Source organism: Desulfosediminicola flagellatus, from assembly GCF_005116655.2.
Taxonomy (GTDB): domain Bacteria; phylum Desulfobacterota; class Desulfobulbia; order Desulfobulbales; family Desulfocapsaceae; genus Desulfopila; species Desulfopila flagellata.
This window is the reverse complement of sequence record NZ_CP050698.1, coordinates 5,289,984-5,316,012: the sequence shown is the minus strand read 5'-3', so window position 1 is coordinate 5,316,012 and position 26,029 is coordinate 5,289,984. Positions and strand designations below refer to the sequence as shown.

The 26,029-nt window shown below is 44.8% G+C and carries 22 protein-coding genes and 1 riboswitch; of the genes, 14 read left to right on the top strand and 8 right to left on the bottom strand.

Annotated features, from left to right (window positions below; genetic code table 11):
- Positions 1 to 81 precede the first annotated feature (81 nt).
- Both FCL46_RS21995 and FCL46_RS21990 read left to right on the top strand, forming a co-directional pair.
- Positions 82 to 3,522 (top strand): AAA family ATPase, encoded by a 3,441-nt coding sequence (locus FCL46_RS21995; protein WP_136808885.1) that lies wholly within the window; start codon positions 82 to 84, stop codon positions 3,520 to 3,522.
- A gap of 280 nt (positions 3,523 to 3,802) precedes the next feature.
- Positions 3,803 to 5,161, top strand: a complete 1,359-nt coding sequence (locus FCL46_RS21990; RefSeq protein ID WP_136808886.1) for a TRAFs-binding domain-containing protein — start codon at positions 3,803 to 3,805, stop codon at positions 5,159 to 5,161.
- A 344-nt stretch (positions 5,162 to 5,505) separates the two neighbouring features.
- Here the strand turns inward: FCL46_RS21990 and minE are convergent, their stop codons facing one another.
- From minE to FCL46_RS21950, 8 genes are all read right to left on the bottom strand, one after another.
- On the bottom strand, positions 5,506 to 5,772 hold the full coding sequence (gene minE, locus FCL46_RS21985; protein ID WP_136808887.1) for a cell division topological specificity factor MinE: 267 nt from the start codon (positions 5,770 to 5,772) through the stop codon (positions 5,506 to 5,508).
- A 1-nt stretch (position 5,773) separates the two neighbouring features.
- The gene (gene minD / locus FCL46_RS21980; RefSeq protein WP_136808888.1) at positions 5,774 to 6,586 is read right to left on the bottom strand and encodes a septum site-determining protein MinD; all 813 of its coding nucleotides are present in this window, start codon (positions 6,584 to 6,586) and stop codon (positions 5,774 to 5,776) included.
- Positions 6,587 to 6,604: 18 nt separating this feature from the next.
- Entirely contained in the window at positions 6,605 to 7,312 is a 708-nt protein-coding gene (minC, locus tag FCL46_RS21975) for a septum site-determining protein MinC (RefSeq protein ID WP_136808889.1), read from the bottom strand.
- Positions 7,313 to 7,799: 487 nt separating this feature from the next.
- Positions 7,800 to 8,402 (bottom strand): DUF3786 domain-containing protein, encoded by a 603-nt coding sequence (locus tag FCL46_RS21970; protein WP_136808890.1) that lies wholly within the window; start codon positions 8,400 to 8,402, stop codon positions 7,800 to 7,802.
- A gap of 54 nt (positions 8,403 to 8,456) precedes the next feature.
- Positions 8,457 to 8,873 (bottom strand): GNAT family acetyltransferase, encoded by a 417-nt coding sequence (locus FCL46_RS21965; protein ID WP_136808891.1) that lies wholly within the window; start codon positions 8,871 to 8,873, stop codon positions 8,457 to 8,459.
- 217 nt (positions 8,874 to 9,090) lie between these two features.
- A complete protein-coding gene (locus tag FCL46_RS21960; protein WP_136808892.1) occupies positions 9,091 to 9,669 on the bottom strand; it encodes a PhnA domain-containing protein in 579 nt (192 codons plus the stop codon).
- A 245-nt stretch (positions 9,670 to 9,914) separates the two neighbouring features.
- A riboswitch (cobalamin riboswitch) is annotated at positions 9,915 to 10,133 on the top strand.
- 523 nt (positions 10,134 to 10,656) lie between these two features.
- On the bottom strand, positions 10,657 to 11,073 hold the full coding sequence (locus tag FCL46_RS21955) for a GNAT family N-acetyltransferase (protein WP_167505964.1): 417 nt from the start codon (positions 11,071 to 11,073) through the stop codon (positions 10,657 to 10,659).
- Between the two features lie 149 nt (positions 11,074 to 11,222).
- Entirely contained in the window at positions 11,223 to 12,143 is a 921-nt protein-coding gene (locus FCL46_RS21950; RefSeq protein ID WP_136808894.1) for a DMT family transporter, read from the bottom strand.
- A gap of 422 nt (positions 12,144 to 12,565) precedes the next feature.
- Between FCL46_RS21950 and FCL46_RS21945 the strand changes: the two genes are divergently transcribed.
- The 12 genes from FCL46_RS21945 to FCL46_RS21890 all read left to right on the top strand — a co-directional run bounded on the left by FCL46_RS21945 (position 12,566) and on the right by FCL46_RS21890 (position 26,027).
- The gene (locus FCL46_RS21945; RefSeq protein WP_167505965.1) at positions 12,566 to 12,727 is read left to right on the top strand and encodes a hypothetical protein; all 162 of its coding nucleotides are present in this window, start codon (positions 12,566 to 12,568) and stop codon (positions 12,725 to 12,727) included.
- A 74-nt stretch (positions 12,728 to 12,801) separates the two neighbouring features.
- A complete protein-coding gene (locus tag FCL46_RS21940) occupies positions 12,802 to 13,602 on the top strand; it encodes a transporter substrate-binding domain-containing protein (RefSeq protein WP_136808895.1) in 801 nt (266 codons plus the stop codon).
- Positions 13,603 to 13,623: 21 nt separating this feature from the next.
- Complete coding sequence (locus FCL46_RS21935; protein WP_217909491.1) at positions 13,624 to 14,583, top strand: amino acid ABC transporter permease; 960 nt, start codon at positions 13,624 to 13,626, stop codon at positions 14,581 to 14,583.
- Complete coding sequence (locus tag FCL46_RS21930) at positions 14,576 to 15,310, top strand: amino acid ABC transporter ATP-binding protein (RefSeq protein ID WP_275942839.1); 735 nt, start codon at positions 14,576 to 14,578, stop codon at positions 15,308 to 15,310. Before FCL46_RS21935 ends, FCL46_RS21930 begins: the two co-directional genes overlap by 8 nt.
- Positions 15,311 to 15,922: 612 nt before the next feature.
- Positions 15,923 to 16,408 (top strand): xanthine phosphoribosyltransferase, encoded by a 486-nt coding sequence (gene gpt / locus FCL46_RS21925; RefSeq protein ID WP_136808896.1) that lies wholly within the window; start codon positions 15,923 to 15,925, stop codon positions 16,406 to 16,408.
- Positions 16,409 to 16,410: 2 nt separating this feature from the next.
- Positions 16,411 to 17,907, top strand: coding sequence for an ABC transporter ATP-binding protein (locus FCL46_RS21920; protein WP_136808897.1), 1,497 nt, complete (start codon positions 16,411 to 16,413; stop codon positions 17,905 to 17,907).
- Between the two features lie 338 nt (positions 17,908 to 18,245).
- Positions 18,246 to 20,204 (top strand): hybrid sensor histidine kinase/response regulator, encoded by a 1,959-nt coding sequence (locus FCL46_RS21915; RefSeq protein WP_136808898.1) that lies wholly within the window; start codon positions 18,246 to 18,248, stop codon positions 20,202 to 20,204.
- Positions 20,205 to 20,297: 93 nt separating this feature from the next.
- Positions 20,298 to 20,912, top strand: a complete 615-nt coding sequence (locus FCL46_RS21910; protein WP_136808899.1) for a CBS domain-containing protein — start codon at positions 20,298 to 20,300, stop codon at positions 20,910 to 20,912.
- A gap of 790 nt (positions 20,913 to 21,702) precedes the next feature.
- The gene (locus FCL46_RS21905; protein WP_136808900.1) at positions 21,703 to 21,912 is read left to right on the top strand and encodes a hypothetical protein; all 210 of its coding nucleotides are present in this window, start codon (positions 21,703 to 21,705) and stop codon (positions 21,910 to 21,912) included.
- 46 nt (positions 21,913 to 21,958) lie between these two features.
- Positions 21,959 to 23,284: an L-lactate MFS transporter gene (locus FCL46_RS21900; RefSeq protein ID WP_136808901.1), complete on the top strand. Its 1,326-nt coding sequence runs from the start codon at positions 21,959 to 21,961 to the stop codon at positions 23,282 to 23,284.
- A 99-nt stretch (positions 23,285 to 23,383) separates the two neighbouring features.
- Entirely contained in the window at positions 23,384 to 25,420 is a 2,037-nt protein-coding gene (acs, locus tag FCL46_RS21895; RefSeq protein ID WP_136808902.1) for an acetate--CoA ligase, read from the top strand.
- Positions 25,421 to 25,637: 217 nt separating this feature from the next.
- Positions 25,638 to 26,027, top strand: coding sequence for an acyloxyacyl hydrolase (locus FCL46_RS21890; protein ID WP_167505966.1), 390 nt, complete (start codon positions 25,638 to 25,640; stop codon positions 26,025 to 26,027).
- Positions 26,028 to 26,029 lie beyond the last annotated feature (2 nt).

Genomic DNA, 26,029 nt, shown 5'->3' with positions numbered 1-26,029 from the left:
ATTCGGGAGCTGAACTGTTGGCTCAGGAAGGTTGGGGCTACTGGTGAATTCCCGAGGATCATAAGCCGGATGGTGTAATTTATGCCTCGCAGACTGACAAAGAAGATACAATACATCTGCCTGCCTGAAAAAAGGATCAGGGACATGGAGGAGATCGTCGCAGCCTGGCCGTTTGAGACCAAGGAGTTTATGCGGGCGCGTCTCAACCAGTACAGTCCGCCCAAAGGGTTCTGGTGGACATTGAACTCCATCATGAAATGGATGTTTATTACAGCTAAAAAGAAGGATGATTTCAGTATACTTCGCGATCCTGAAATGATCACTGACTGGCAGAAGCGGTTTGAAATGTCAGGCCAGGCATCACCCCGAAAGGCCTGGAACGCGATTCTGGAAAAAGAGATAACCGCCAAGGATAGAGCATTTCTACTTGCTCTGCTCGATAAGGAGATGAACGATGTACATCTGCCTGATGAGTTGGCGACACTTTTTCAGAAGGTATACAGGGCGCATATACGAAAGGAGTATATGTCTGATCCTGATGCGCCGCAGGCACCGCTGATACTCTTCATTGGCACGAGTGGTTCAGGTAAATCGGCCACGGCGATAAAAGCCATTGAGCAGGTGATCTTTGGCAGCGATGTACGACCTGAAATTGATCTTTCCCTCAAGAAAACACGGATCATGGCAAGCGTGCCATTCTGGAAGACGCTTGATGAGGTCTCTCCCGACCTTGCAGAGGAGATGGCGCGGAGAAAGCGTCTGCACTGGTATCAATCCTTGTCGCGTATACCTGGTATCAGCTGGATTTTGAAAAAACAGATTGCCCGGAACCTGAGTGATCTCGAAGAGCAGAGTCTGGTGGTCGACTACGCCAAAATTACCCCAAATGATTTTCAAACTTCTCTGGCCGGAGAACCTGGTAATTACCTTAAAAAAGCATTTGGTAATCCGCTTAAAACTTCAATCAGACACCTTGAAGAGGCACATAGCGCCTTTGCCCGTAAAGAAAGTACGGGTGGGGCAAGTGGTGGTGTTGAACGGCAGCAGGGAACACTTGTTGATACCTCAAATATCATACTCGATGAGATCATCAGCGGTAGCCGGGATTGTGTATTAATCGCAACTTCAGATCAGCCTGAAGTGTTTGATTCAGCAATTTATCGACGCTTTACAGAAAAAGGGCTGGTTATAGACGTTTCTGATTATTGGAAAAATAAAAAAAATATGCGGGAAATAGTCCGCATAGAGTTAATGCGCCATAATATCCGTGTGGCACCGAAGGAACAACATTTTCAGCATGAGTCAATACGGTGGATCACACCCGAGGACCTGATGATTGCTGTCGGCAAAGTGTATCATGTTTTTGCTGAGCGTTCGTTGCAGGTAACTCCAGCTTATGTGCGTAAGCTCGTTGGTTTTCTGGTGAATATCAAGGGATCGTTTAGTTCCGAGTTTATGGATGACAGTATGCTGGTACGAAACGCTTTTGAGATGGTGGCTCGAAATGCCTTTGGTGATCTGTTTAAAAAAGTGGTTAATCGTATCGATCGGACGGCCTATTGGGACGACTATGTAGGTGATATAAAAAATACCTTTTCAGAGATGGCAAACAATTGCCTGCTCTACCACGTGAACGAAGAAAAAGGTGTAGTTTTGAATGGGCCTCCGGGTAGCGGAAAAACATTTCTGGTACGTAGCTGGCTAAGCGAAAACAAGAAAATACATGATATAAGTGCAAGCCCGTCTACCTTGCATAATCCTGCTAATCCCATTGACGGTACTGTCGAAAACCTGATGAAAGTGTACGATATTGCAAAGATGATTGCACCTGCAGTGGTTTTCTTTGATGAGGGTGATGCACTGGCACCCAGGCGATCTGCAACCGGGGGAAATCCCTCAGATCGTCTGACCAATAAGTTTCTCTCAATAATCGATGGTGAAGTGCCGCTTTCAAATGTTTTGACGGTACTCACAACCAACAGGCTTGATCTGCTGGACCCTGCACTTATCCGTTCTAAACGTCTTAAGGTGATGGAGGTCTCAGGTCAGCTCGGCAGACGGGACATTAGCGGCATTATCGGCGCAGCGCTTCATAATATTCCTGTGGCGGACGGGTTTACAGCTGAGAATGTGATTGAGTCTGCAAAAGGTCTTTGTCATACCCCGGCTGATTATTCGGCATTTGTTGAAAAAGGATTATCACTGAGATCAACAGAACTCACGGTGCTGAAAAAATTCAGGACGATCACTTCATTACCACGGGAAAAACAGGAAAAGTTCCTTAAATTCAATGTGAAAACCATTATAGGGATACTTGAGGCACTGGGAAATAGTAATCAGCTTGTGCAGGTGTTGCGTGAATCTCCTGCGACGTTTTTAAATAAATATGATGAGGTGATAGCCCGTTTTGCTGAGATCAGTCGCGATAGTGATTACCCACTTTGTGAAGCCCATTTGCTGAATGCCAGAAAAGAACTCTCACAGAGCCCGACCAGAAAAGGTAAGGTTGAGCTTGACGATTTTCTTGAGACAGAACTCAGCAAAGAACCGCAAAAGGGCTTTATTGTTGGGGTTGGTGCAAATGATACCGAAGGCGTGTTGTTACCAATTGCCACAAGCCTTACCTATAGCCTGTCTGCGGATAAAGTGCTGGTGACAGGTGCTGTCTCGGCTTCAGGTGGTGAAGGTGCCCAGATGGAGATGGCGGTACAGATGACCCAGCAGTCGGCTCAGGAAGCGTTAACTCTGGTTAAAAATTACTTTCAGGCGCTTAGCCCGGAAGTTTCTATGGTGAAGCTGCTTGGTGAATTTCTGGCTAAATATACCATTCACCATCAACTCCTTTCAGCATCCTATAATGTTGGTGGACCTTCTGCGGGTTATGCGCTGGCACTCAACACGCTATCCGCTATCCTGCATATTCCGATCTATCACGATTTTGGTATCACCGGTGCACCATGGACCAAAGGAGTTACCAAAGCTGAGGTCGGTGGTTCGGTAATTATTGGTGGTCAGAAGAAGAAATCGGAGAAGGTTCTTCAATATCTGCGCAGGATGTATATGCCTCGGCAGAATTATAAAAGCCTGGAGCTCGATTTTCTGCTCGGTTACTGGAGCCAGAACAAAGATATTTTAGCGGTTACCTATTTTGGTGATCTGGTCCCGGAAACTATCTGGCTCAACGATGATTATGAAAAAACCCTGCTCGAACTGATTGATCTGCGCATAAAATACAAGCTCAAGAAATACCAGCATAACGAGCGGGATGAGGCGATTAAAGAAAAAATTATTCGTAATAGAGCAATACTCAGACAGCAGGCTGAAGCAGAGATAATTAGAAAACTCGGCGCAATCCGCGAGTATATCAGCGATCCCGATAATGATCCGTTCACCTCAATCGATGTTATCTTTGCGGAGCATGGGAAAAAGAAACCGAGAGTTATAAAGAAGGCTATGGGGGTATTTGAACCTATTAAATCAAAATTGTTTGGCAGTAAGGCGGTGGAGGTTGGTGCAGAATAGTATTCCGTGTAACGCAAGGTGATTAGATATCATAAGATAAGATGATTACCACTAATCCTCAGCCTGTTAAGGTGAGGGGAGAGGCGTAAGGTGTGAGGTGTGGGAAGTCGAGAAGTGGCTACCCGCTATAATTGGTAATATTTCTATCTATTTAAGTAGAGTGTTGTCGTTTTATGCAGTTACTCCTCACCCCTCACTCCTGACGCCTCACATCATTTAGCTGAGCTTTGGTGGTAATCAAATACGATAATGTAATGAAAAGCTAAGGGCGGAGGCGAGAATGGATCCCTTATGTTTTATTTTGATGCCTTTTGGTAAAAAACCGGGGGCGGGTGGCCGGACCATCGATTTTGATGCTGTATATAGAGAGATCATTGTTCCGGCGGTGAAACTCGCTGAGATGGAGCCGCTGCGTGCAGATGAGGAGCAGGATGGTGGTATAATACACAAGGCGATGTTCGAGCGACTGATTCTCTGCAAATATGCGATCGCCGATCTTACCACCGCCAACGCCAATGTTTTTTATGAGCTTGGGGTGCGTCATGCTGCGCGCCCTTCTGCAACGGTACTGATGTTTGCGACTGGAGTTGGACAGTTGCCTTTTGATGTCAACGGTCTGCGAGGTTTGCCGTATCAACTTGGGGCTGATGGTAAACCGGCAAATGTCGAAAGTGATATTCAAGCATTGGCCGGGCGGCTTAAAGCCTGTCTAGCAGATGTGGGTGGTCCTCCTAAGGACAGTCCTGTCTACCAGCTGGTTGAAGATTTCCCCGAAGTACAGCATCACAAGACCGATGTGTTCCGTGACCGGGTCCAGTATGAGAAAGAGATTAAAGCACAGTTGGCATTGGCTCGTGACCTGGCTCAGAATGACGAGGATGCTGCGCTTATTGCGCTGGATAAGGTTTGCAATACACAATGTACATGTTTCCCCGAGACTGATTTTGGCGTGCTTGTCGACCTGTTGCTTTCCTACAGGGCGGTGGATGGCTGGCACCGGATGATTGAGGTTGTGGAGGCTATGCCGCCGGAGCTGCGGGATACTGTACTTGTCCGCGAACAGTATGCCATGGCATTGAACCGTGACGGTCGCAGTGATGAGGCCGAACGGGTGTTAAACGAGTTGATAAAAGAACGGGGACCCTCAAGCGAAACCTACGGTATCCTTGGTCGGGTTTACAAAGACCGTTGGCAACAGGCGCTTAAGGCCGGAAAGAAAGCCAGGGCGCATGGTTTGCTTCAGCAGGCTATCAATTCGTATCTGTTAGGTTTTGAGACTGACTGGCGTGATTTTTATCCAGGAATCAATGTGCTTACCCTGATGGAGCACTGTGAGCCGCCAGACCCGCGTAAGATGGAGCTTTACCCCATTGTCCGTTATGCTGTCGAACGTCGTATTGCTGTGGCAAGTCCGGATTACTGGGACTATGCAACGCTACTTGAGCTTGCTGTGATTATAGAAGATAAAGCTGATGCTTTTACCCAGTTAAATCTGGCGTTGGGAAAAATGCGTGAGCCTTGGGAGGGTGCCACTACCGTAAATAACCTGAGGATGATTTGCACCTTGCGAAAAGACCGTAAGCAGGATGTCGACTGGCTTGAGGAGTTATTGGAGGAGTTCGAACGTGAGCTGAACTAAAGAAATATTTTCAAGTAGTGCTTGAACGAAAACCTGCAAAATTTTTCAAGTTCAAGGCAGGCGATAATTTGAAATACGTCTAATGTTATGAGACTCTTCATGTGGTGTGGAAAGGTTTTGCGCAGTGTGATGTGCAACGTACAGTAAGGATTGTAAAAGTGGAAAGCCAGCATGCCTCCACGGGGAGACATGCTGGAATGGTACCTTTGCTAAAACGTATTTACTCTATAAATATCTCTTGCATCCTTTGAGTCAGCAGATGACGATAGTCCTTAGTCCTTAGTCCTTAGTCCTTAGTCCTTAGTCCTTAGTCCTTAGTCCTTAGTCCTGTTTTTGGGTAACTATCAGCCAAATTTGGGTAAATTAACATTAACCTCTAACACCGAAATATCATCTTCAGCTTTATAGTTGCATTCACATTTGACATCGTCTGCAGAAATATCCATATACTTTCGAATTACTGTAACAATTTCCTGTTGCATCTGCGGCAAATAGGCTGGCTTGGCTGCACTTGAGTGCTCATGTGCGACGATTATCTGCAATCGATCTTTCGCTCGTTTCGCGCTTCCTTTTTTTGCCTTGGCAGGCATGAAGTATTGTAACAATCCCATGTTAGCCTCCAAATATTCGGCTGAAAAAGCCTTTTTTCTGATAGGTGACAAACCGAAGATCGCGTTCAATACCGATTAATCGATCAACTGCATCCTGATAGGCCTGGCCTGCATCACAGTCCTGATTCATGATTACAGGCTCGCCGAGGTTTGAGGCGCTGAGGACATCCTGAGATTCTGGAATTACCCCTAACAGATCTATTCCAAGCAGGTCATCAATGTCTTCAATACTCAGCATCTCCTCTCTTTCCACACGCTCAGGACAGTATCTGGTTATCAGTAAATGGACTTTTACCGGGCTGAGTTGCTGCTCTGAACGGTAGGATTTGCTGGATAACATTCCTGTAATACGGTCGGAGTCACGGACAGAAGATACCTCTGGGTTGGTTGTGACAATGGCTTCATCTGCAAAATAGAGTGCCATCATAGCACCTTGCTCAATACCTGCAGGAGAATCACAGATGATATATTCAAAGCCACTTGCTTTTAAATCATCAATAATCCGTTCAACGCCTTCTTTAGTTAAGGCGTCCTTGTTCTTGGTTTGAGACGCCGGGAGAATATACAAATTCTCAATATGCTTGTCTTTAACCAAGGCCTGCTGCAGATTTGCTTCCTGATTAATAACATTGATAAAATCATAAACTACACGCCTTTCGCAGCCCATAATTAAATCAAGATTTCGTAAGCCGATATCAAAATCGATTACAACCGTTTTGGCACCGGTGAGCGCAAGGCCGCATCCAATAGAAGCACTGCTTGTAGTTTTACCTACACCACCTTTTCCTGATGTTACGACTATTACTTTTGCCATAATTTTTCCTTAAATCAGTTAATTCTGAAGTAAATTTGCTAATTTAATGTGTTTGTCTACCAATGAAACAATACAACTCTTTCCTTGATATTCGGGTGGTAAATCTTCGCTGAGTGTATACACACCGGCTATTGACACTAATTCGGGGAGCATTGAGATGCAGAAAATCGAGGCGTTTTGTTCCCCCATTGCACCTGCCAGAGCCTTACCTCGTAGAGTGCCATAAATATGGATGTTTCCATCGGCAATCACCTCAGCACCAGCCCCGACATCACCATTTATGACAAGATCACCTTCTTTGGCATAAATTTGCTGGCCGGAACGAACCCTGCCGCTATGAATAATGGTTTTTACATAACTGGTTGGCATTTGCGGTGATTCGGATTCCACTGTTTCAATTTCTTTTGAAACCTGCGGTTCTTTTTTTCGGGGTTGTCGAATTGAGCTTGTTAAGGTCGCAATGCCATTGCGATGTATTGCTTCTGTTTGTTGTTCAGATAAATCACCTGAAATACCGGACAGCATAAACCCCTGCTCGCGAACAACGTTATGCAATGCGTTAAAATCGAATTCTAAAGAGCTATTTTCAATTTGAACAACTATCGGCGCATTACTAAAGAAATCAGGGGCCATCAGCCGTTTTTTATGGAGTTGTTCTGATAACAGGGACAAGTTTTCGCTTTCGACGCTTACGACAAGCATGGTGAAACTTAATGATTTCAGCATTGTTGGTGCAACCTCTTAACGACTCAGTGAAACAGTGTGACAATCAGCCGTATCCTGCACAACCAGAGTAGAGCATATCTGGTGATGAAGGTTTACCTTTGAAGAGGTACTTACAGCTGTCGTCGTATCAAATGTTGAGCTACAGGTAAAAAGGCTGGAGTTGATTTTTTCATGGGCCTGACTGAAGCTCAATAAGGGATCGATTTGAACATATGTTTTACGCTCTCGCACTACAAAAAAAGATCTAAGACCGAGATAGGCACTAAAAAATAATCAACAATACGACCTGAAATAAAGATACCAAATGTGTTGGTTTCGTAAAGTGCTGATATGGTGCCTGAAGGTTCGGTTGGTTAAAGGAGTTTTGAGTCGGGATGCAAAAAAGAAAACAGGAACAAAGATGAGATATCATCTGTGGGCCAGCAAAGGGGTAGGAGAGTGGTGGTCCTTAAGTTACTCTCCTGCCTGCCTGTCTGTACGTGTATTGTCAGGCAACAAAGGATTTTCCAAACTTTTCGCATAATCCTACTGCCAGGGCATAGACAATATCCAGTGCAAAGTGTTTTGGCAGGCTCGAGTCATACAGGATTTTAGCTTCAGCGGGAAAGTCTTCATCGCCTTGCCAGTAGAGAAGAGCCATCGGGATGCGTTCGGTAACCTTGAAGCTAAAGGCAGCATCACCCATATCGAGCTTTTGTCCGTTAAACTTCTGGCCTAGTGCGTTAAATTGCTCGAGTGAATTATTGACGTTATCTGAGATAAGTGCGGTTGGAATTTCGTGTGGGCCGCGAAAAAAGGTTACTCCTCCAACCATGTCTTTTTCGGAGATCCATTTACCGCTTGGACTGGTTTCAACGCATGTCAGGAGATAGTGGATGGCAAAAAGGGACAGGAAATCTTTTGGCGGGTCAGAATGGTCAGCACATTCTATTGTCTGTTTTTTGGGATAGATTACATAATCTGAACCAAGGACATTCAATGTGTAACAGTTATTCAAATCATCGTATATACATACGGCGCGTTTACATACATCTGCAGGATCGAGTTTAGCCAACTCATCATAATGCTTTGGATTAATGATCTCTGTCATGACTGCTCCTGTTCTGGTGATGGTGTGGAGTGAGCGAAATGGATGTAAGGATGGTCAGTCCTGCACGAGTCGTTTGCCCATACTCAGCACCTTGTCTTCTCCATAACCTAAGGACCTATAGAATTCGATTACTTCAGCGTTGGTAGATCTGACCTGCAGGTTAATTTTGGGTGAACCTTTGGTTGCGATGAGTTTTTCTACGGCAGCGACGATCTGTTGTCCGTAACCTTTGCGGCGGTGGTTCGGGCTGACAGCCAGGTAATTCAACCAGCCTCTGTGGCCTTCGTAGCCGCCCATCACAGAGGCGATTATTTCCCCATCTACTTCCCCGACCAGGAAAAGCTCGGGATTTACCTTGAGCTTTCGCTCGATATCTTTTCGGGGATCGTTATGGGAAACCACAAGGCCGCAAGCCTGCCAGAGAGTAATGACGGCATTGGCATCTTGGATTGTAATGGGTCGAATTTTCATTGTCTGAGCTTATTTGAGGCACTGGTGATTAACGTATAGGCGATCAGCATCAGGTAAGAGCATGATAAATCGCCAGAATCTGGGTTGATTCTCTATCTGTATCTATATCGATGTAATATGTTTTGTCGAAATAGTCACTCGTTATGGCTTAGCCCGAGTGGAAACCACGTTCAGATTCTGGCTTTGATGAAAAAACGGGTTAGTACAGTCTGTAAAATTACGCCTTTTTGACAAACTGGGTAAGGATTACAATTTGCTGACCGCTAACTCGTCCTTCAATATGCTCGGGATTGTCCGCAACAAGAGAAATGTTGCGTACGATGGTACCGCGTTTGGCAGTAAAGCCTCCACCTTTTACGTTTAGATCTTTGATAAGTGTTACGGAATCACCGGCTTCAAGCAGGGTGCCGTTGCTGTCGCGATGGGTAACTGTATCTTCTTCGCTCTGACCTTCACCGGTTGCCTGTGCCCATTGCAGTGTCTCTTCATCGAGGTAGAGCATTTCGAGTAGATCCTGAGGCCAGCCTTCAGTACGTAAGCGGGTGAGCATACGCCACACCATTACCTGCACTGCAGGTATTTGACTCCACATGGTATCGTTGAGACTGCGCCAATGGTTGACGTCCATCGTGTCAGGGTTCTCGATCTGGTTGAGGCAGGTGTCGCAAAGCAATACACACTGGTCGGCACTACCGTGAGAGGTAGGAGGTACCTCGTAGGGTTTAAGATCATCTGTTGCATTGCACAGTTCGCATTTTGATTCGCTACGTGCAAGTAGCTCGTTTTCTAAACTCATTTCTCACTTTTCCTTAAAATCTATACTAATGCGACTAATCGCAGAGAAAATTCTATTGTTATAATTCTTTTATCCGGTGAAATATCAAAAGCACTCTATTGGATGACTGTACGCTTGTCCAGCCTGGTGAATATTTATATTTTTCATATCTCTTAAGCCTAACAGGTTACACATCGCTTCCACTCGTGTTAGAGAAATAGTAAAAGGCACTTAAATATATTGACATACGTGCCGGGTACTAGTAGAAATATTACGTATATTCAGGTTCCACATTTGTGGATCAAAAGGGAATCCGGTGCAAATCCGGAACGGGCCCGCCGCTGTAATCCTGCCTCTGACAGAAATACCATTGTTAAACGTCAGAGGAACTCTCTCAGCCTTGTGTGTCACTGCTCTGTATCAGAGCGGGAAGGCCGCTGAAGGAGACGGAAAGTCAGAAGACCTACCTGAGACAATATAGACAGGAACTATTCGCGGACCAGATATTCCTGCATCAAATCTGAGTGGATAATAGGGCATCCCCGGATCAATTTTTACATTGGTTCGGGGTTTTTTTATGCCCATATCACCGCGCCTCCCTGCGGCCTTGCTTCTACGCCACCAGATACCACCCATACCTGAGGAGCAAGGCCGCGGTTCTTTTTGACACTTCACCATCTATCCCATGTAGTTAACAATGAATTTAAAAAAAATCTCTCTGTAACTATTCAGTCAAGACCTCATACGTACCCTTTTCTGTAGGCCGTAACTGTTTAGCAGTGCTCCAGCTGGTCTCAAGCGGGACGATTGGCTATAGTATGCCTATGCGAAGCGTCCCGATCGGGGGCAGGTGGGGTGCTGCTGAATAGTTACAAATCTCTTTACTCGCTTTATGCCCATTTGATTTGGGTGTAGTGGTATCAGAGAAAAAAGGACATGTTCAAAATGGCGTTTTTCTGGTGAGGGTGAGGTGGCTTCAATACGAGGTTTGAGGCTGTTATTTGTCACTTAAGGGACGATTATTTTCGTCCCAGGCCAATACTCCAAGTGCTGCCCATCGCCTACATCTAAATGAGCTTTCGCGAGTAATGTATAATTGAGCTTTTGGTAGAACTGTTTTGCCGGTAAAGAGGAATGGATTTCGATTTCAGAAACACCCATTTCTTTTGCAAGGTGCTCAAGCTCTGACATTATGCTTTGCCCAAGACCGCTTCCCTGATTTGCAGGAGCGACAAATACTCCTGAAATTTCATTCTCAACGATGGAACCGGTCGCGACAATCGAATCATTATTTTTAATGACGAGAACTTTACCTTTTTGATAACGATCTAAAATTTTCTTTTCAGAATGATATTCTTTAAAAAAAATGACGGCTCGACCAGGATAAACTGTGGGATAGGAATAATCGATTGTTGAATGAATCATTGTATTCAGATCACTAAGATCGGACACGTCGAAGGATGTTATCATTTATAGGGCCTCGATATTGATTATTATCAAATCTCCATAGCTCGTATTGTCGGCAAAACATATACAGAGTCAAATTTTTTGCTGATTACCGAAAAACTGCGATTTTAGACATTCAACACAACTTCTGCTTCATGCTTGGGCGTTTGCGAAGAATAGTTGGCAAGATAGACTGCAAGAACAACTATCACCCCTCCCAGGAATTGCAGGTTGGAGAGTGTTTCGCCAAGCAATATCCATGCGCCAAAAGCAGTCACAACCGGGATACCGTTAAGGAAAACTGCAGCACGTGCAGTTGGAATGAGGGTGAGGGCGTAATTATAGCAGAGGAATGCTCCTATTGTGGCAAAGACCGTGAGTGCTATAAGGGCGACGATACCTTCTCTGCTTACACCCGCCCAATTAACGTTTGGTAGATCATATAGAAAGGCCGGGAAAAAAATGATTGCCCCGAAGATAATCTGTATTCCTGTAATCTGAATGGGAGTTATGGTCTGCCCGATATGTCGAGTAAGAACCATATATACAGCCGCTGAAATAACCGCCCCGGCAATGAGAAGGTCTCCGAGAAGTGCTCCACCTAACGGTGCTTCATTGTCGCCGCCAAATATTAATAGTCCTACGCCTGCCATTGAAATAACAATACCAAGAGCATTAACCAACCGTACTTTTTCTTTAAGGAATACTATCGAGATAAGTAACACAACAATAGGTATCGTCGCGATAATGAGTGACGTTTTTGTGGCACTTGTATATTGGAGCCCCAGTGTTTCGAAGGTAAAATAAAGTCCAGGTTGAAATATGGCTAAGATACCGAGTTTTTTAAAGTTGCTGCGAGTGAATGAAGGAAACCCTGTTCGCATAAGCAGCCAGATAAAAAATGTTGCAGCTACAATAAAACGAAAGAATATAAGGCAGAAAGGAGTAAAGCTTTTTAGGGCAACTTTGGTTGCAACAAAAGAAAATCCCCAAAAGATTACAGCAAGTGCCAGAGCGATATAGGTTATGAGGCTGGAGTTGTGTTTCATGTGATAGTAGTTGGCCTTGTTAAAATTATTGCTGAAGGAGCAGGAAGGCACATAACTTGAGTTCTGTGGAGATTATCTGAGAGAAATCGACAAACCGTTATTTTTTGTAAAACGTCTGACTAAAATGACTTGAACGGTTTTCTGATCGTGACCACACAACTGAGAATGGCAGAGGATACGGCTATTTTACATCTTTGTCGAGTTCTTTGTTTTTCGTGTATTTGGAATATCTTTATACGCTTTACCACCATTTGTGCAGTATGATATGAGCAATGGTTTGGTCAATACTTACAAAAATGTGGTATGTTTTTTAGGCCAGGCGTTGGAAAACGCTGTTGTCCTGCCTGTTTTCCTATGTTAAAAAGAGCGACTGGATCACCAGTGTTTCGAGGTATAATCTGAACCTGTATGTGAGGTTAATCATGCGTGGTGAAAATGAACCTGTACTGCTTGTTTGCCCGAAATGCCGGGAGACTATGATTGTCTATCTTCCAATCGAGGACCTTCCACACTGCCCGAACCCTGAATGTGAAGGCACCAGAATGATAATCGAAGAGCTTCTGGACGAAGGGAAGTCGTATTGAGGAGATATTATAGAAAAAAGGGTCGTGGTGGACCCTTTTTTTATTCGTAACGTAAGAACACGAGGAGATTATGTATGAACAGATTTTTTAAAGTATGCGCAGCCATGATGGTTGCAATGGTTGTATCAACCGGTGTTGCAATGGCTGGTACCCTTGATGATATTGCAAAGCGCAAGACACTTCGAGTTGGTATGGAGCCAGGCTATATGCCTTTTGAGCTTACCAACCAGAAAGGTGAGATCATCGGTTTTGACGTTGATATGGCTAAGCGCATGGCTAAAGCTATGGGCGTTGAGCTTGAGCTGGTTTCTACCGCATGGGACGGAATCATCCCTGCGCTTCTTACCGACAAGTTTGATATCATCATGTCCGGTATGACCCTGACTCAGCAGCGTAACATGACTATCAACTTTGCATCTCCATACATCGAAATCGGTCAGTCCATTATTGTATCTAACAAAATTGCTGCTGATATCAAGTCTTACAAAGATCTTAACGATCCAAAATATACTGTTGCTTCCAAGCTTGGCACCACTGGTGAGCAGGCTACCAAGCGTATGATCTCTAAAGCTAAATACGTATCTTTTGAGACCGAGCAGGAAGGCGTACTTGAAGTAGTAAATGGTAAAGTAGATGCATTCATCTATGATATGCCTTACAACACTGTTGCTGTTGGTCAGCGTGGTCAGGGCAAAGTTACCCATCTTGATAAAGCGTTTACCTTTGAGCCGCTTGCATGGGGTATCCGTAAAGGTGATCCTGATTTCCTCAACTGGTTGAACAACTTCATGTACCAGGTGAAAAATGATGGAACCTATGACAAGATTTACCAGAAGTGGTTCCAGAGCGACACGTGGTTAAAAGAGATCCAGTAATCTGAAATTAAAGGAAGTCCAGTGAAAGCCACACAAAAGCTGTGGCCCCATCAGATTCTGCTGGCGGTCATCCTTATAGGGATGGCCGCCTCGATTTATGGGTCCGTAAAAAAGATTGATTATGAATGGCGGTGGTACCGGATCCCTCAGTACTTTTTTTATCTGGATCAGGAAGCACACAAAATTCCGTTTGACGGTATTATCTCTGCAATTAAGCAGGATGGCAAATCTGCCACTGTGACCATGACCTCTGAGTCAGGGGATGTGGAAACTCTTGTCGTAAATAGTAACGCGCTGGAAGTCGCTGAAGGTGATGACCTCTTTGAAGGTGATACTGTAGGGTTTACCAGTAAGTGGTATCTCGGTCCGCTGATGACCGGTTTGTGGACAACTATATGGCTGTCTGCAATATCCAGCGTAGTAGCGTTATTTTTAGGATTGCTCACAGGACTTGCCAGGATCTCGAAAAGTTATGTCGCCAGTTCGCTGGCAGCTATTTATATCGAGATTATTCGCGGCACTCCATTGCTTGTCCAGATCTTTATCGCCTATTTCTTTATAGGGACGGTATTTGACTTAAGTCGAAATGTTGCCGGTATTGGAGCACTTTCACTTTTTGCGGGTGCATATGTGGCCGAGATTGTCCGTGCAGGTATCCAGTCGATCCCGAAAGGTCAGATGGAAGCTGCAAGGTCACTCGGAATGACTATGCCGCAGGCGATGATTGATATTATTCTGCCTCAGGCATTCAAGCGCATCCTACCCCCGCTTTCGGGCCAGTTTATCAGCCTGGTCAAGGATTCTTCTCTGGTTTCTGTAATTGCCATTACTGATCTAACCAAATCAGGTCGGGAAATTATTACCAGTACGTTTGCACCGTTTGAGGTTTGGCTGGTTGTTGCCGCTATGTACCTGGTTGTTACTTCGGTGTTGTCACAACTGGTTTTCTATATGGAACGGAGGCTCGCGGTCAGTGATTAAAGCACAGAATGTTATGAAGGTGTTCACCGGCCGTGGATTCGAAGTCAGGGCGGTGGATGATGTTTCGGTGAATGTGGAACCGGGTGAGGTTGTTGTGGTCATCGGGCCGTCAGGTTCCGGCAAATCCACATTCTTGCGCTGTATAAATGGTCTGGAGATCTTTGATAGCGGGCATATCGTTATTGACGGTGTTGATCTTGCCAATAGGAAAACCAATATCAACCATGTAAGAGCCGAAGTTGGAATGGTGTTTCAGCAGTTCAATCTTTTCCCGCACATGACTGTTTTGGAGAATGTGACCCTTGCACAGATGCGGGTGCGTAAGCGCTCCAAAAGTCAAGCGGAAGAAAATTCGAAACGGTTGCTGAAAAAAGTAGGAATTTCTGAAAAAGCAGATGAATATCCATCTAGACTTTCGGGCGGGCAGCAGCAGCGTGTTGCCATTGCAAGAGCCCTGGCGATGGATCCGAAGATTATGCTGTTTGATGAACCGACATCCGCGCTCGACCCTGAAATGGTTGGCGAGGTTCTGGATGTTATGAAACAACTTGCTCGTGAAGGTATGACCATGGTTGTGGTCACTCACGAGATGGGCTTTGCCCGCGAGGTGGCCGACAGGGTTATCTTCATGGATGAAGGCAAGGTTGTGGAAGTTGGTACACCTGAACACTTTTTTACAGATCCGCAGGAAGAACGTGCAAAGCTGTTCTTGAAGCAGGTGCTGTAAAAAAAAAATCAGAGAGTATGGCAGTACACACAACGTGAGGCGTAAAGCGTGAGATGTGAAGAGCAAACACCTGTTGGTGAGATGCTCTAATACTCCTCACTCTTTACGCTTTGTTGTTTTCAGTGGTTGTGACTACTTTGAGATTGTTACATTTTTCCGCTAATGAGTTTCCATCCGAAAACGATGCTTTTCATCTAATTTTTCGTTGCTCTTAGAAAATTATCATCGCAGGTTAGTGTAGACTCCGATATCGAATATATGGCTGTGATACAATGTATTGAGCGTCTCGATTGAGATGAGAAATCTTCGTTTCGGGATGAAAACTCAATAGATGTATTTCTGCTATAAATTGTAGTTTTTCACAGTAAGTATGACTATTTTTTTTATTGATACGTTTTAGGCTTGGCATGGGAGCCAGCTACGGTTACCTTGCGGCGCCAATAGTAGAGAATACGATTTCCCTGAATTGCAAGGAATTGTAAATTGTCTGCCCGATTGTTCAGCTGCCGGCCTGCGCTGAATGATCGAATTGAACTGGCAAAATTTGAAAAACTGCGGTCCGGAGATATACAGGCATGCGTGCGACTGACCGGATCGAATCATGAGGAAGATATGGCAAAAAACGCAGATTATAAAAAAACATATCCGATAAGCTGGGAACAGTTGCATAGAGACTGCAAAGCACTTTCCTGGCGCTTACTCGACCGAGAATACTTCAAAGGTATTATTGCCATTACTCGTGGTGGTATGGTGCCCGCAGCAATCATAGCCCGTGAGCTTGATATTCACCTTGTAGATACCATTTGCATCTCAAGTTATGACTGGAAAGACAAGAAGGGTGATGCTGAGATGCTGAAAAAGTTCGATGGCAATGGTGAAGGATGGTTGCTGATTGACGACCTTGTTGATACCGGTCGTACCGCCAAGGTGGTTCGTGAGATGGTGCCTAAAGCACATTTTGCCACTGTATACGCAAAACCTGCAGGGAGACCTCTTGTCGATACCTATGTCACTGAAGTGAGCCAGGATACATGGATTCTTTTTCCATGGGATACTGAGTCACAGTTCGCAACTCCGCTTGTGGGACGGGAACGGTAAGCATGGCGGAAAAGTCGTTGCCGCCGCGCATACGCCTTGAGAAGATCTGCAAATCTTTTGGCGAGGTCCACGCTAATCTTAACGTGGACCTCGAGATTATACCCGGCAGGGTTCTTGCTTTGCTTGGCGAGAATGGTGCCGGGAAATCCACCCTAATGTCAATCCTTGCAGGTCAGCTCCAACCTACCTCTGGTACTATCTATCTTGACGATAGACAAACCGTTTTCACATCAACTGACAGTGCCCTCATGGCAGGTGTGGGAATGGTTTATCAGCATGCACAGCTGGTGGAGGCGATGACTGTCGCCGAAAATATATTTCTTGGTCGGAAGGGTGGTTTCTGGGTGAGGAAGAAGACTATGTTAACCAATGTACAGAACCTTGCCCTGCAGTATGGGATTGAAGTTGAACCATCGGCAAAAATCTGCGAACTTTCTATCGGCCAGAAGCAGCAGGTTGAAATTCTCAAGCTCCTTTACAGCAATTCACATATTCTTGTATTTGATGAGCCTTCAGCAGTACTTGGCTCTGAAGAATCCCAGATTCTGTTCAACACTATACGGGCTTTAGCTAATGAAGGTAAAGGCATAGTCCTGATCAGCCACAAGCTTGATGAAGTGATGGCCATAGCAGATGATATTATAATTTTGAAAGACGGAGAAGTTGTAGACCGACTTGCTTCGACGGATGTTGCATCTGCTGCTGATCTCGCAGAACGGATGACGGGGAGAAAGGGTCGTGTTCAGGTTGACCACCAGCCATCTAAACCTGGTCAGATTATATTGAAAATCACTGGACTAACAGGGGAAAAACTTAATGGCGTAGATCTGGACCTTAGAAAGGGTGAGATTCTTGCTCTGGTTGGGATAGCTGGAAGTGGCCAGAAAAATCTGGTTGAAAATATCTGTGGTCTCAAAAAACCACAAGGTGGGACGCTGAAAATCCTGGGTAGAGGATGGAGCGAATTTTATAATTCAAAATCATGGTATCATGATTTGAGTTATATTCCTGAAGACCGTCAGGGCCTTGCAACATGCCCGGGACTCGATTTACTCGACAATTTTCTACTCACCACCCGCGATGATTTTGCCAAAGGCCCATGGCTGCAAAAGGAAAAAGCACGGGAGAAGATGGAGCGGTTGTTTGCTGATTTTGATGTGCGTCTTCCCGGTGATGATGCTCTGGCTAAGCATCTTTCTGGTGGTAATCTGCAGAAAATGGTTCTTGCCCGTGAATTCTTCAGGAAACCGAAGCTCATTGTGGCAGAACAGCCTACTCAGGGACTCGATGTCTCTGCTGCTGAGGATGTCCGAAATCTTTTGCTCAAAGCACGGGAGCAGGCTGGTATCCTGCTTGTAACCGGTGATCTCAACGAAGCTCTCTTGCTTGCTGATAGAATTGCTGTGATGTATGACGGTCGTATCGTAGAGTGTTTTCAGCGTGGTGAAAGTGATAAAGTAGCAGCAATTCCCTGTATGATGGCCGGTATTTCTTCCTGAGCTTGTATATCCTGAAAGTTTTCTTACTATTTCCCTACATAGTTTCCTTCCGAAAATGACCTATCTGCTCAATCTAAGCATTGCGGATTAAATGTTTATCCTCCTGTTAGTGAGGAGCGAAACTCTTAGATATCAGTTATATGCGTGTGGTAACACATGATCTGCACCTCGGTCTTGAACAGAATGCTGAGTTTTCGGCCGAAACTCAATGATCGAGCAGTTTGAAAAAATCACCTATTTCCGGTAGCCTCTAAATAGAGTACTTCTCAGATTGATCGGTAATACAACGTAGCTACATGTATTGAGAAACATAATCAAACGTTTGCAAACGGTAATTCATGCAGAATCCCGGAAAAGTAGTCCCGCTACAGGAGTCCGAAACATTCTTAGCTCTTATTAACTCTCTCCCTCTGAAGATATTCGTCAAGGATAGTGACGGGAAATTCATTCATGCCAATGAATCGTATTGTACAAGTCTCGGACTGAAGCTTGAAGAGATTATTGGCCACGATGACTATGACATTCACCCACAAGATCTTGCCGAGAAATACCGCAAAGATGACTGTCGTATAATGGCTGGCGGTAAAACCGAAAGCATTGAAGAAAAATGGCAAACCCTTGAAGGCGATGAACATTGGGTGCAAGTGGTGAAAGCTCCCCTGAGAGGAGCTGATCAACAGATTCTGGGCACTATTGGAGTATTCTTTGATATTACGGAAAGAAAGGTCAGTGAGCTTAAACGTGCGGAAGAAAGGAATCTGCTCCGGACCTTAATAGATAATCTACCCGATTGGATCTATGTAAAAGATACTGAAAGCCGTTTTATGGTGGCAAATGAACCTGTTGCAAAATTGTTAGGACTCGATAATTCTGATATTCTTCTAGGGAAAACAGATCACGATTTTTTTGATAAGATTGAGGCTGATAAATTCAGAGCTGATGAGAAACAGGTAATTTCTTCCGGCAAGGCGATTATCAATGTTGAAGAACCAGTAACAGATTCAGCTGGAAATGTGCGATATGTAAAAACGACAAAAGTCCCACTTAAGAGTCTTAATGATGAGATTATAGGAATCATCGGGATCGGGCATGATATTACCGAGGAAAGGGCGGCGGGGCTTGCAAAATCACGACTTGAGCAGCAACTGTATCAGGCACAGAAAATGGAGACAATTGGGACTCTTACTGCCGGTATTGCCCATGACTTTAACAATCTGCTCTCTGTGATAAATGGTTATGCAGAGCTGATGTCGCTTACATCTCAGGATAATCCAAAGAACCAGGAGATAGTTGCTAAGATCCTTACGGCGGGGCGAAGTGCAGCCAAGCTTGTTAGTCAGTTATTGGCATTCAGTAGAAAACAGGCTGCTCAGTCGATGGTGATAGACATCAATCATGAACTGAATGCTCTATCCGAAACTATCAGAGGGAAAGTCGGCGAAAAAATACAGGTTGAGATGCGGCTTGCCACAGAACTTTGGGCTGTGCGAATTGATCCCGCCCAGTTTGAACAGGTTGTTTTTAATCTTGTTACTAATGCGCGTGAAGCGATGGCCGAAGGAGGCCATCTGATAATAGAAACTGCAAACGTAGCAGCTGATGAATCAGGGCATGGCAGATTTCAGGAAATACAGCCTGGGGAGTGGGTGCAGCTTGTCGTTACCGACACTGGATCCGGTATTGTGGAAGAGGCTAAAAATCATATTTTTGAACCCTTTTTCACAACAAAATCAAAACAGCAGGGAAGAGGGCTCGGGCTCGCCACGGTTTTTGGGATTGTGAAGCAGAATAAAGGGTATGTCTATGCAACTAACCACCCAGGTGGTGGAGCAGAATTTACTATATACCTCCCCAAAACGAACGATCCAATCAGCACGACATCCTCCCCTTCGTTTGACGACAGTATGGAAAGCCTCAATGGAGTCGAAACCATTTTGCTGGTTGAAGATGATCCAGAGGTGCGGAGCCTTACCCGAACAATTTTAATGGATTACGGATACACTGTTTATTCAGCTGGTAACGGTGCAGAAGCGCTATTTCTTGTGGAACAGAATGGTAAAGATATTAACCTGGTGCTAACTGATGTGGTAATGCCAGGCATGAATGGGAACATATTGGTCCGTGAAATTCTCAGAAAGTGGCCTGAGATGAAGGTGATTTACATGTCTGGCTATACTGATAATGCTCTGAGCGATCATGATGGCTTGCTAGAGGACAATATTGACTTTTTACAGAAGCCTTTTACCAAGCTTGAACTGGTCAGACTGGTTCGTGGAGTGATTGATAGAGAAGAGTAAATATCGGATATTTGAAGGCAGAACTTTTGTCAGGTGGCAGAGGGAATGAGCGTGGATGTATAAAGTGGATGAACTCATCCGGGAGGGTGAATTATGTTTTATGTGTATGATCTGGATGGGCTACGTTTTAAAGGACCGCTTGAGCAATTGGAGAGAGAAAGAAAAGTCGAGCGCCGTGCGCCTGTACCTCCGCTTGAGAGCGGAGGGCGGAGAACTCCTTTTGGTAAAGGGCCTGAATATACGGCTGTGACAGCATATCTTAACGCTACTAAAAAAGAAAACATGATAGAACCTCTGGTTCATATCTATCAGATCATGTCCAGCCCTGTTGATACGATTACAGCTGACCGATTGTTACTGGATGCGTGGGGAGAACTTGATAGAAAAGGTATCAGTCAGATGGTAGTAGTTTCAGATAGGATGGCTGTTACCGGCCTGTTGTCAGACAAGGACATCCTCCGGCGAATAAATATAGTTGATGATGAAATAGTTGTAGAACCAGGATTAACGGTTGGCGATGTTATGCAGAAAGAAGTTATCACTACTGATTACATGAGTGATATCAGAAGAGTAGCTCGTGTAATGGCGTACTATCATGTTGCTTCAATGCCGGTAATTGGCTCGAATGACACTCTGAGTGGAATCGTAACGCGAGGTGATATATTGCGTGGCTTTGCCGAGAACAGAAAGTTAAACCTCTGGGCTTAGCTCCTGTTGTCTCAGAAAGCGCATAGTTTTGATTTTTTTTAATGTAAAATGCTCAAACTTCTTCTATGTAGTTTCCTTCTCTTCAACCTCATATGAGTTGCGGATGCGATCTCGTTGCTTTCAACATCATTATTTATCAAGAGAACAATCACTCTGATTTAACGATGTCACGTGTAATTTTTTTTATCACCTAACTTGTTATATCTGTAGTGGCAAATTGTCTACGCTGTAGTTGGTAACTACTGGAAGATAAATATAGAAACCAGGTTTCTAATAATTATCTCGCTGTAGTTTTGTGATTAATTATTGTTTTTATTTCGATAAATATGTTGCTTAAGTGATTTTTTCTCTTGAGTTATTGTGAATCATTTGATAAATAAAATTGATAGAAAGTGATGACAGATTCCCACAGAGTGGTTATAGGTCGTCAGCTGACCTCAAATGCCTGGGCAGTGCATAGAGGTCGGTTACAGACAGCAAAGAGTTGTGCTTGTGATACGCTATATAATTACAGGGTGCTGTCATTTTTAGAGGGGCCGGGTTCTTCTTTTACCAGTTGGTTAAACTTCTTTTTGTAGAACATAGTGTACACGCTCCTGCGGAGTTGTACGTCCTGATTTTAAGCGAAGTGATCGTCATAAGAAAGACTATCACCACGAAGGATAAAACACTCCGCAAGTTTTTGCTGAACACCGATAGAAACCAGGTTTCGTATAGGAACTGGAGCGGCGGTGCAGGTGGATTGCTGTAATATGTAATAAAATTGATGAGGTAGAATTGTCTGGATAGGGTGTCATCGTATTGCATGGGCGGCTTGGGGCCGGTTGATAGCTACTGTTCAGATGTAACCATTCTAACTGCACGATCCTATTTTGAGATTTGGGCAGACAACACTGTTAAAGGAGGAGTGATACAGGAGCATATCCGGAAGGTAGAAGAGGTTATGGAAGTCGACGCATTTCCTGGTGAATCATTTCTTATCAGTATCCTGGTCGGCTGAGGAAGGTGGCTACTCATCCAAAATTATCTTTTTAAAGGAGATACAGATGATGCAACAGGATCAAAAAGTACCAATCCAAGCGTGGATCACAACATTTGCGGGGACATCTATCAATCTATGTCTCGGTATACTTTATGCCTGGAGTATTTGGAAATCCGCACTGGTGAACGTAGACCTGGCCGGGCAAAAGTTCCCGGCTGACAGCATGAATGCAGGCTGGACCTATCTGACAAACGCTCAGGCGGCAACTCCATTTACCCTTTGTGTAATTATCTTCGCGGTGTTCATGATCCCGGGTGGCAAAATTCAAGATAAGATCAGCCCTAAGTTTGGCGCAACACTGGGCGGCTTGTTGCTGGCGGCAGGTTGTATCCTCGCCGGGTTGATGAAAAGCTACACAGGCCTTCTTGTAGGCTTCGGTATTCTCGGTGGAATGGGCATGGGTATTGGTTATGCTGCTCCGACTCCTGCAGCTCTTAAATGGTTCGGACCGAAAAAACGTGGTCTGGTAGCCGGTCTGGTTGTTGGTGGCTACGGTGGTGCTGCACTCTATATCGGTTATCTGGGCCAGTACCTCATTGATAAATATGGTGTAACCGGAAGTTTCATCGGACTGGGTACATTCTTTGCTGTTGTTGTTATTATCGCAGGACAACTTCTTAAGACACCTGAAGAGGGCTATGTGCCTCCTGGTGTTGACAATACTCAAGACAAAGGTGCAGCGAGTTATGTTGCAAGTTGGACTACTGCTGAGATGAGCAAGACCTGGCAATGCTACGCACTTATATTCATGTTCATCCTAACCACCCAATCAGGTCTTCTCATCATCAGTAGTGCCAAAGGTATCCTTGCCTCGACAGCCAAAGATATTCCATTCTTCCTGGCCAACGCATGGATCCTTGTCTCTTTTGGCGGATTTGTTAACGCAGCAGGTCGTGTCGGAACAGGTGCATATTCGGATAAGATAGGTCGTACAAATGCCTACGCACTGAACTGCGGCATTTCTGCACTGTGTCTCTTCTCATTACCGATGGTTATTGCATCTAAGAATGTATTGTTACTGTTTGTTGTTGTTGGTATCGCATACTGGCAGTACGGCGGTGGCCTTGCGCTTATGCCTTCATTTACTGCAGATTTCTTTGGAGCGAAAAACCTGGGTGCAAATTACGGAATAGTCTTCATCGGTTGGGGTTGCGGTGTTTTCGTGGCTCGTCTTGGTGGCTGGATTCAGGATGTTACCGGAAGCCTGAACTATGCATTCTATCTCTCAGGCGCATTGCTTATTCTAGGAGTTATTCTGGCTAAGGTTGTAACGCGGCCCAATTATGAAGCATATCATGGCAAAGAGGATACTGAGTCGGTTCGAGTTTAAAGGACAGCCAACTCTATCCAAACACAGATCTGGGGAGGATATTCATCTCCAACGCGTATCGTACGCTGTTACATTCAAATCATATGAAGGAGTAACTAGATGAGTGACGAAACAAAAGTCGTAGAAACTTCTGAAGCCCAGATAGCCGTACATTGGAAAGAAGAAGAGTATATCAACCCGTCAGAAGAATTTATCGCTCAGGCAAACCTCACCGATAAGTCGATTTTCGAGCGTTTCAGCCTTGATAATTTTCCTGACTATTATACTGAATTTGCAGATATGCTTACCTGGTACAAAAAGTGGGACGAAGTGCTTGATACCAGTGATGCTCCCAGCTTTAAGTGGTTCAAAGGTGGGAAGTTAAACGCGAGCTACAACTGCATCGACAGACATCTTGCAGAAAATAAAAATAAGACAGCTATTCACTTTGTTGCGGAGCCTGAAGATGAGCGCGTTTGTCATATCACCTATCAGGAATTGTATACCAGAGTTAACGAGTTTGCAGCACTTTTGAAAAACACTGCAAAACTGAAGAAAGGCGACAGGGTTACAATACATATGCCTATGTCTGCTGAACTGCCGATCACTATGCTTGCCTGTGCAAGAATAGGTGTCATCCATTCGGTTGTTTTTGGTGGTTTTTCTGCCAGTGCATGTGCTGACAGGGTTATTGATTCCAATAGCCGTGTTCTTATTACAATGGATTCATACTATCGTTCAGGTAAACTGCTTGATCATAAATCTGTAGATGATGAAGCATGTACTCTTGCAGCAGACGGTGGTCAGAAAGTTGACACGTTACTTGTATGGCAGCGTTATCCAGGTAAAATGTCGTGTGAAGCACCATTAGTTGAAGGTCGGGATATTGTGGTCAACCAGGAGCTGAAAAAGTATTACGGTGCTCTTGTTGAGCCAGAGGAAATGCTCTCTGAAGACCCATTGTTCCTGATGTATACATCTGGAACAACTGGTAAGCCAAAAGGTTGTCAGCACGGAACAGGTGGTTATCTGTCATACGTTACAGCAATGTCAAAGTATATTCAGGATATTCATCCTGAGGATGTCTACTGGTGTATGGCTGATATCGGCTGGATTACCGGTCATTCCTTTATTGTTTACGGACCGTTGGCACTTTGTGCATCGTCAGTAATTTATGAGGGTGTACCAACGTATCCAGATGCAGGTCGCTCGTGGAGAATTGCTCAGGAGCTCGATGTTAATATTTTCCATACTGCTCCGACAGCCATTCGCGCACTCAGAAAAGTAGGGCCGGATGAGCCAGCCAAGTATAATTACAAGTTTAAGCATATGACAACGGTTGGTGAGCCAATCGAGCCTGAGGTTTGGAAGTGGTACTATAATGTAGTCGGTCGTGGTGAGGCTGCAATTGTTGATACCTATTGGCAGACAGAGACCGGTGGTTTCTTATGTTCAACTGTTCCCGGTATGCAGCCGATGAAAGCTGGTAGTGCAGGGCCTGGTGTTCCTGGTATACATCCTGTTGTTTTCGATGAGACTGGAGCTGAGCTTGCACCAGGTTGTGGCAAGGCTGGTAACATCTGCATCAAGAATCCATGGCCGGGTATGATGATGACAGTATGGGGCGATCGTGAGCGTTTTGTCGAGAGCTATTTCGGCATGTACAACAATGATCGTAGCAGTAAGGACTGGCGTGACTGGCCGTACATGACAGGTGATGCTGCTATGCTTGCAGCTGATGGGTATGTTCGTGTGCTTGGTAGAATTGATGATGTTATTAATGTATCCGGTCATCGTCTTGGAACCAAGGAAATCGAATCTGCAGCACTGACAGTACCTGAGGTCGCAGAAGCAGCTGTTGTGCCGGTTGCCCATGAGATCAAAGGTAAGGAGCCGGAGCTGTATGTATCGCTTAGACCAGGTATCGAAGCCACTCCGGAACTGCAGCAAAAGGTTGCAGACGCTATCACTTACCAGATCGGAAAGATCGCCAAGTGTAAGAATGTCTGGATAGTGCCCGATATGCCTAAGACCCGCTCAGGCAAACTGATGAGAAGGGTACTTGGCGCGATCTCAAATAAAGGCGACGTTGGTAATGTTATGACACTCGCGAATCCTGAGATCGTAGAAGAGATTAGAAAGATGGTTCAGGGATAAAAGCTATTGCACGATGTAACACTTTCGCAGTAGCAGGCACGGGCATCTGAGCAGACTGCCTGTGTGTGGAGGGGGATCCGGTTCTCGGGTTCCCCTCTTTTGTTTTTGGAGGAACGATTGCAGAGCCTGGAGATTCAAGCGTTCTTGATGAGGTGAGGGTGGGGTTGGCAATATATGATGTAGTAACCTGGGTGAAATGCATGAGGACGGAGTGGATTTGAGCCTCAAATTCTATTTTTATCCACTTGATAATAATTTTTTTAAAGTACTGAGTAAATCAAGATCTATACTTGGTGCTCTTTTGCATTTAGGGAATGAAAATCATCAGTTCTATGCTGGACTTGCCTGGGAATTTGAAACAGATGAAACTGTATTTTTCTCTATAGACTTTGGTGGAGCAAAACACACCGGTGAGTTGGAAAGTAGTGACCCTGATTGTCAACGATTAGGATCCAGGTTGCTGTTTAGAGGTGCAGTCAGCATGGGGTTCAGAATCAACGAAAACTGGAACTTTGCGCTTTCATTTGACCATATTTCGAATGCGGGTTTAGCAGAACCCAATAACGGTCTGGAGACATTTGGGTTACAGGTTGGTTATGTTTTTTAGCG

Bases quoted from the DNA above. Each gene is read 5' to 3' on its own strand.
- FCL46_RS21995 (WP_136808885.1), top strand. From the start codon at position 82: ATGCCTCGCAGACTGACAAAGAAGATACAATACATCTGCCTGCCTGAA.
- FCL46_RS21990 (WP_136808886.1), top strand. From the start codon at position 3,803: ATGGATCCCTTATGTTTTATTTTGATGCCTTTTGGTAAAAAACCGGGG.
- minE (WP_136808887.1), bottom strand. From the start codon at position 5,772: ATGGGATTGTTACAATACTTCATGCCTGCCAAGGCAAAAAAAGGAAGC.
- minD (WP_136808888.1), bottom strand. From the start codon at position 6,586: ATGGCAAAAGTAATAGTCGTAACATCAGGAAAAGGTGGTGTAGGTAAA.
- minC (WP_136808889.1), bottom strand. From the start codon at position 7,312: ATGCTGAAATCATTAAGTTTCACCATGCTTGTCGTAAGCGTCGAAAGC.
- FCL46_RS21970 (WP_136808890.1), bottom strand. From the start codon at position 8,402: ATGACAGAGATCATTAATCCAAAGCATTATGATGAGTTGGCTAAACTC.
- FCL46_RS21965 (WP_136808891.1), bottom strand. From the start codon at position 8,873: ATGAAAATTCGACCCATTACAATCCAAGATGCCAATGCCGTCATTACT.
- FCL46_RS21960 (WP_136808892.1), bottom strand. From the start codon at position 9,669: ATGAGTTTAGAAAACGAGCTACTTGCACGTAGCGAATCAAAATGCGAA.
- FCL46_RS21955 (WP_167505964.1), bottom strand. From the start codon at position 11,073: ATGATTCATTCAACAATCGATTATTCCTATCCCACAGTTTATCCTGGT.
- FCL46_RS21950 (WP_136808894.1), bottom strand. From the start codon at position 12,143: ATGAAACACAACTCCAGCCTCATAACCTATATCGCTCTGGCACTTGCT.
- FCL46_RS21945 (WP_167505965.1), top strand. From the start codon at position 12,566: ATGCGTGGTGAAAATGAACCTGTACTGCTTGTTTGCCCGAAATGCCGG.
- FCL46_RS21940 (WP_136808895.1), top strand. From the start codon at position 12,802: ATGAACAGATTTTTTAAAGTATGCGCAGCCATGATGGTTGCAATGGTT.
- gpt (WP_136808896.1), top strand. From the start codon at position 15,923: ATGGCAAAAAACGCAGATTATAAAAAAACATATCCGATAAGCTGGGAA.
- FCL46_RS21920 (WP_136808897.1), top strand. From the start codon at position 16,411: ATGGCGGAAAAGTCGTTGCCGCCGCGCATACGCCTTGAGAAGATCTGC.
- FCL46_RS21915 (WP_136808898.1), top strand. From the start codon at position 18,246: ATGCAGAATCCCGGAAAAGTAGTCCCGCTACAGGAGTCCGAAACATTC.
- FCL46_RS21910 (WP_136808899.1), top strand. From the start codon at position 20,298: ATGTTTTATGTGTATGATCTGGATGGGCTACGTTTTAAAGGACCGCTT.
- FCL46_RS21900 (WP_136808901.1), top strand. From the start codon at position 21,959: ATGATGCAACAGGATCAAAAAGTACCAATCCAAGCGTGGATCACAACA.
- acs (WP_136808902.1), top strand. From the start codon at position 23,384: ATGAGTGACGAAACAAAAGTCGTAGAAACTTCTGAAGCCCAGATAGCC.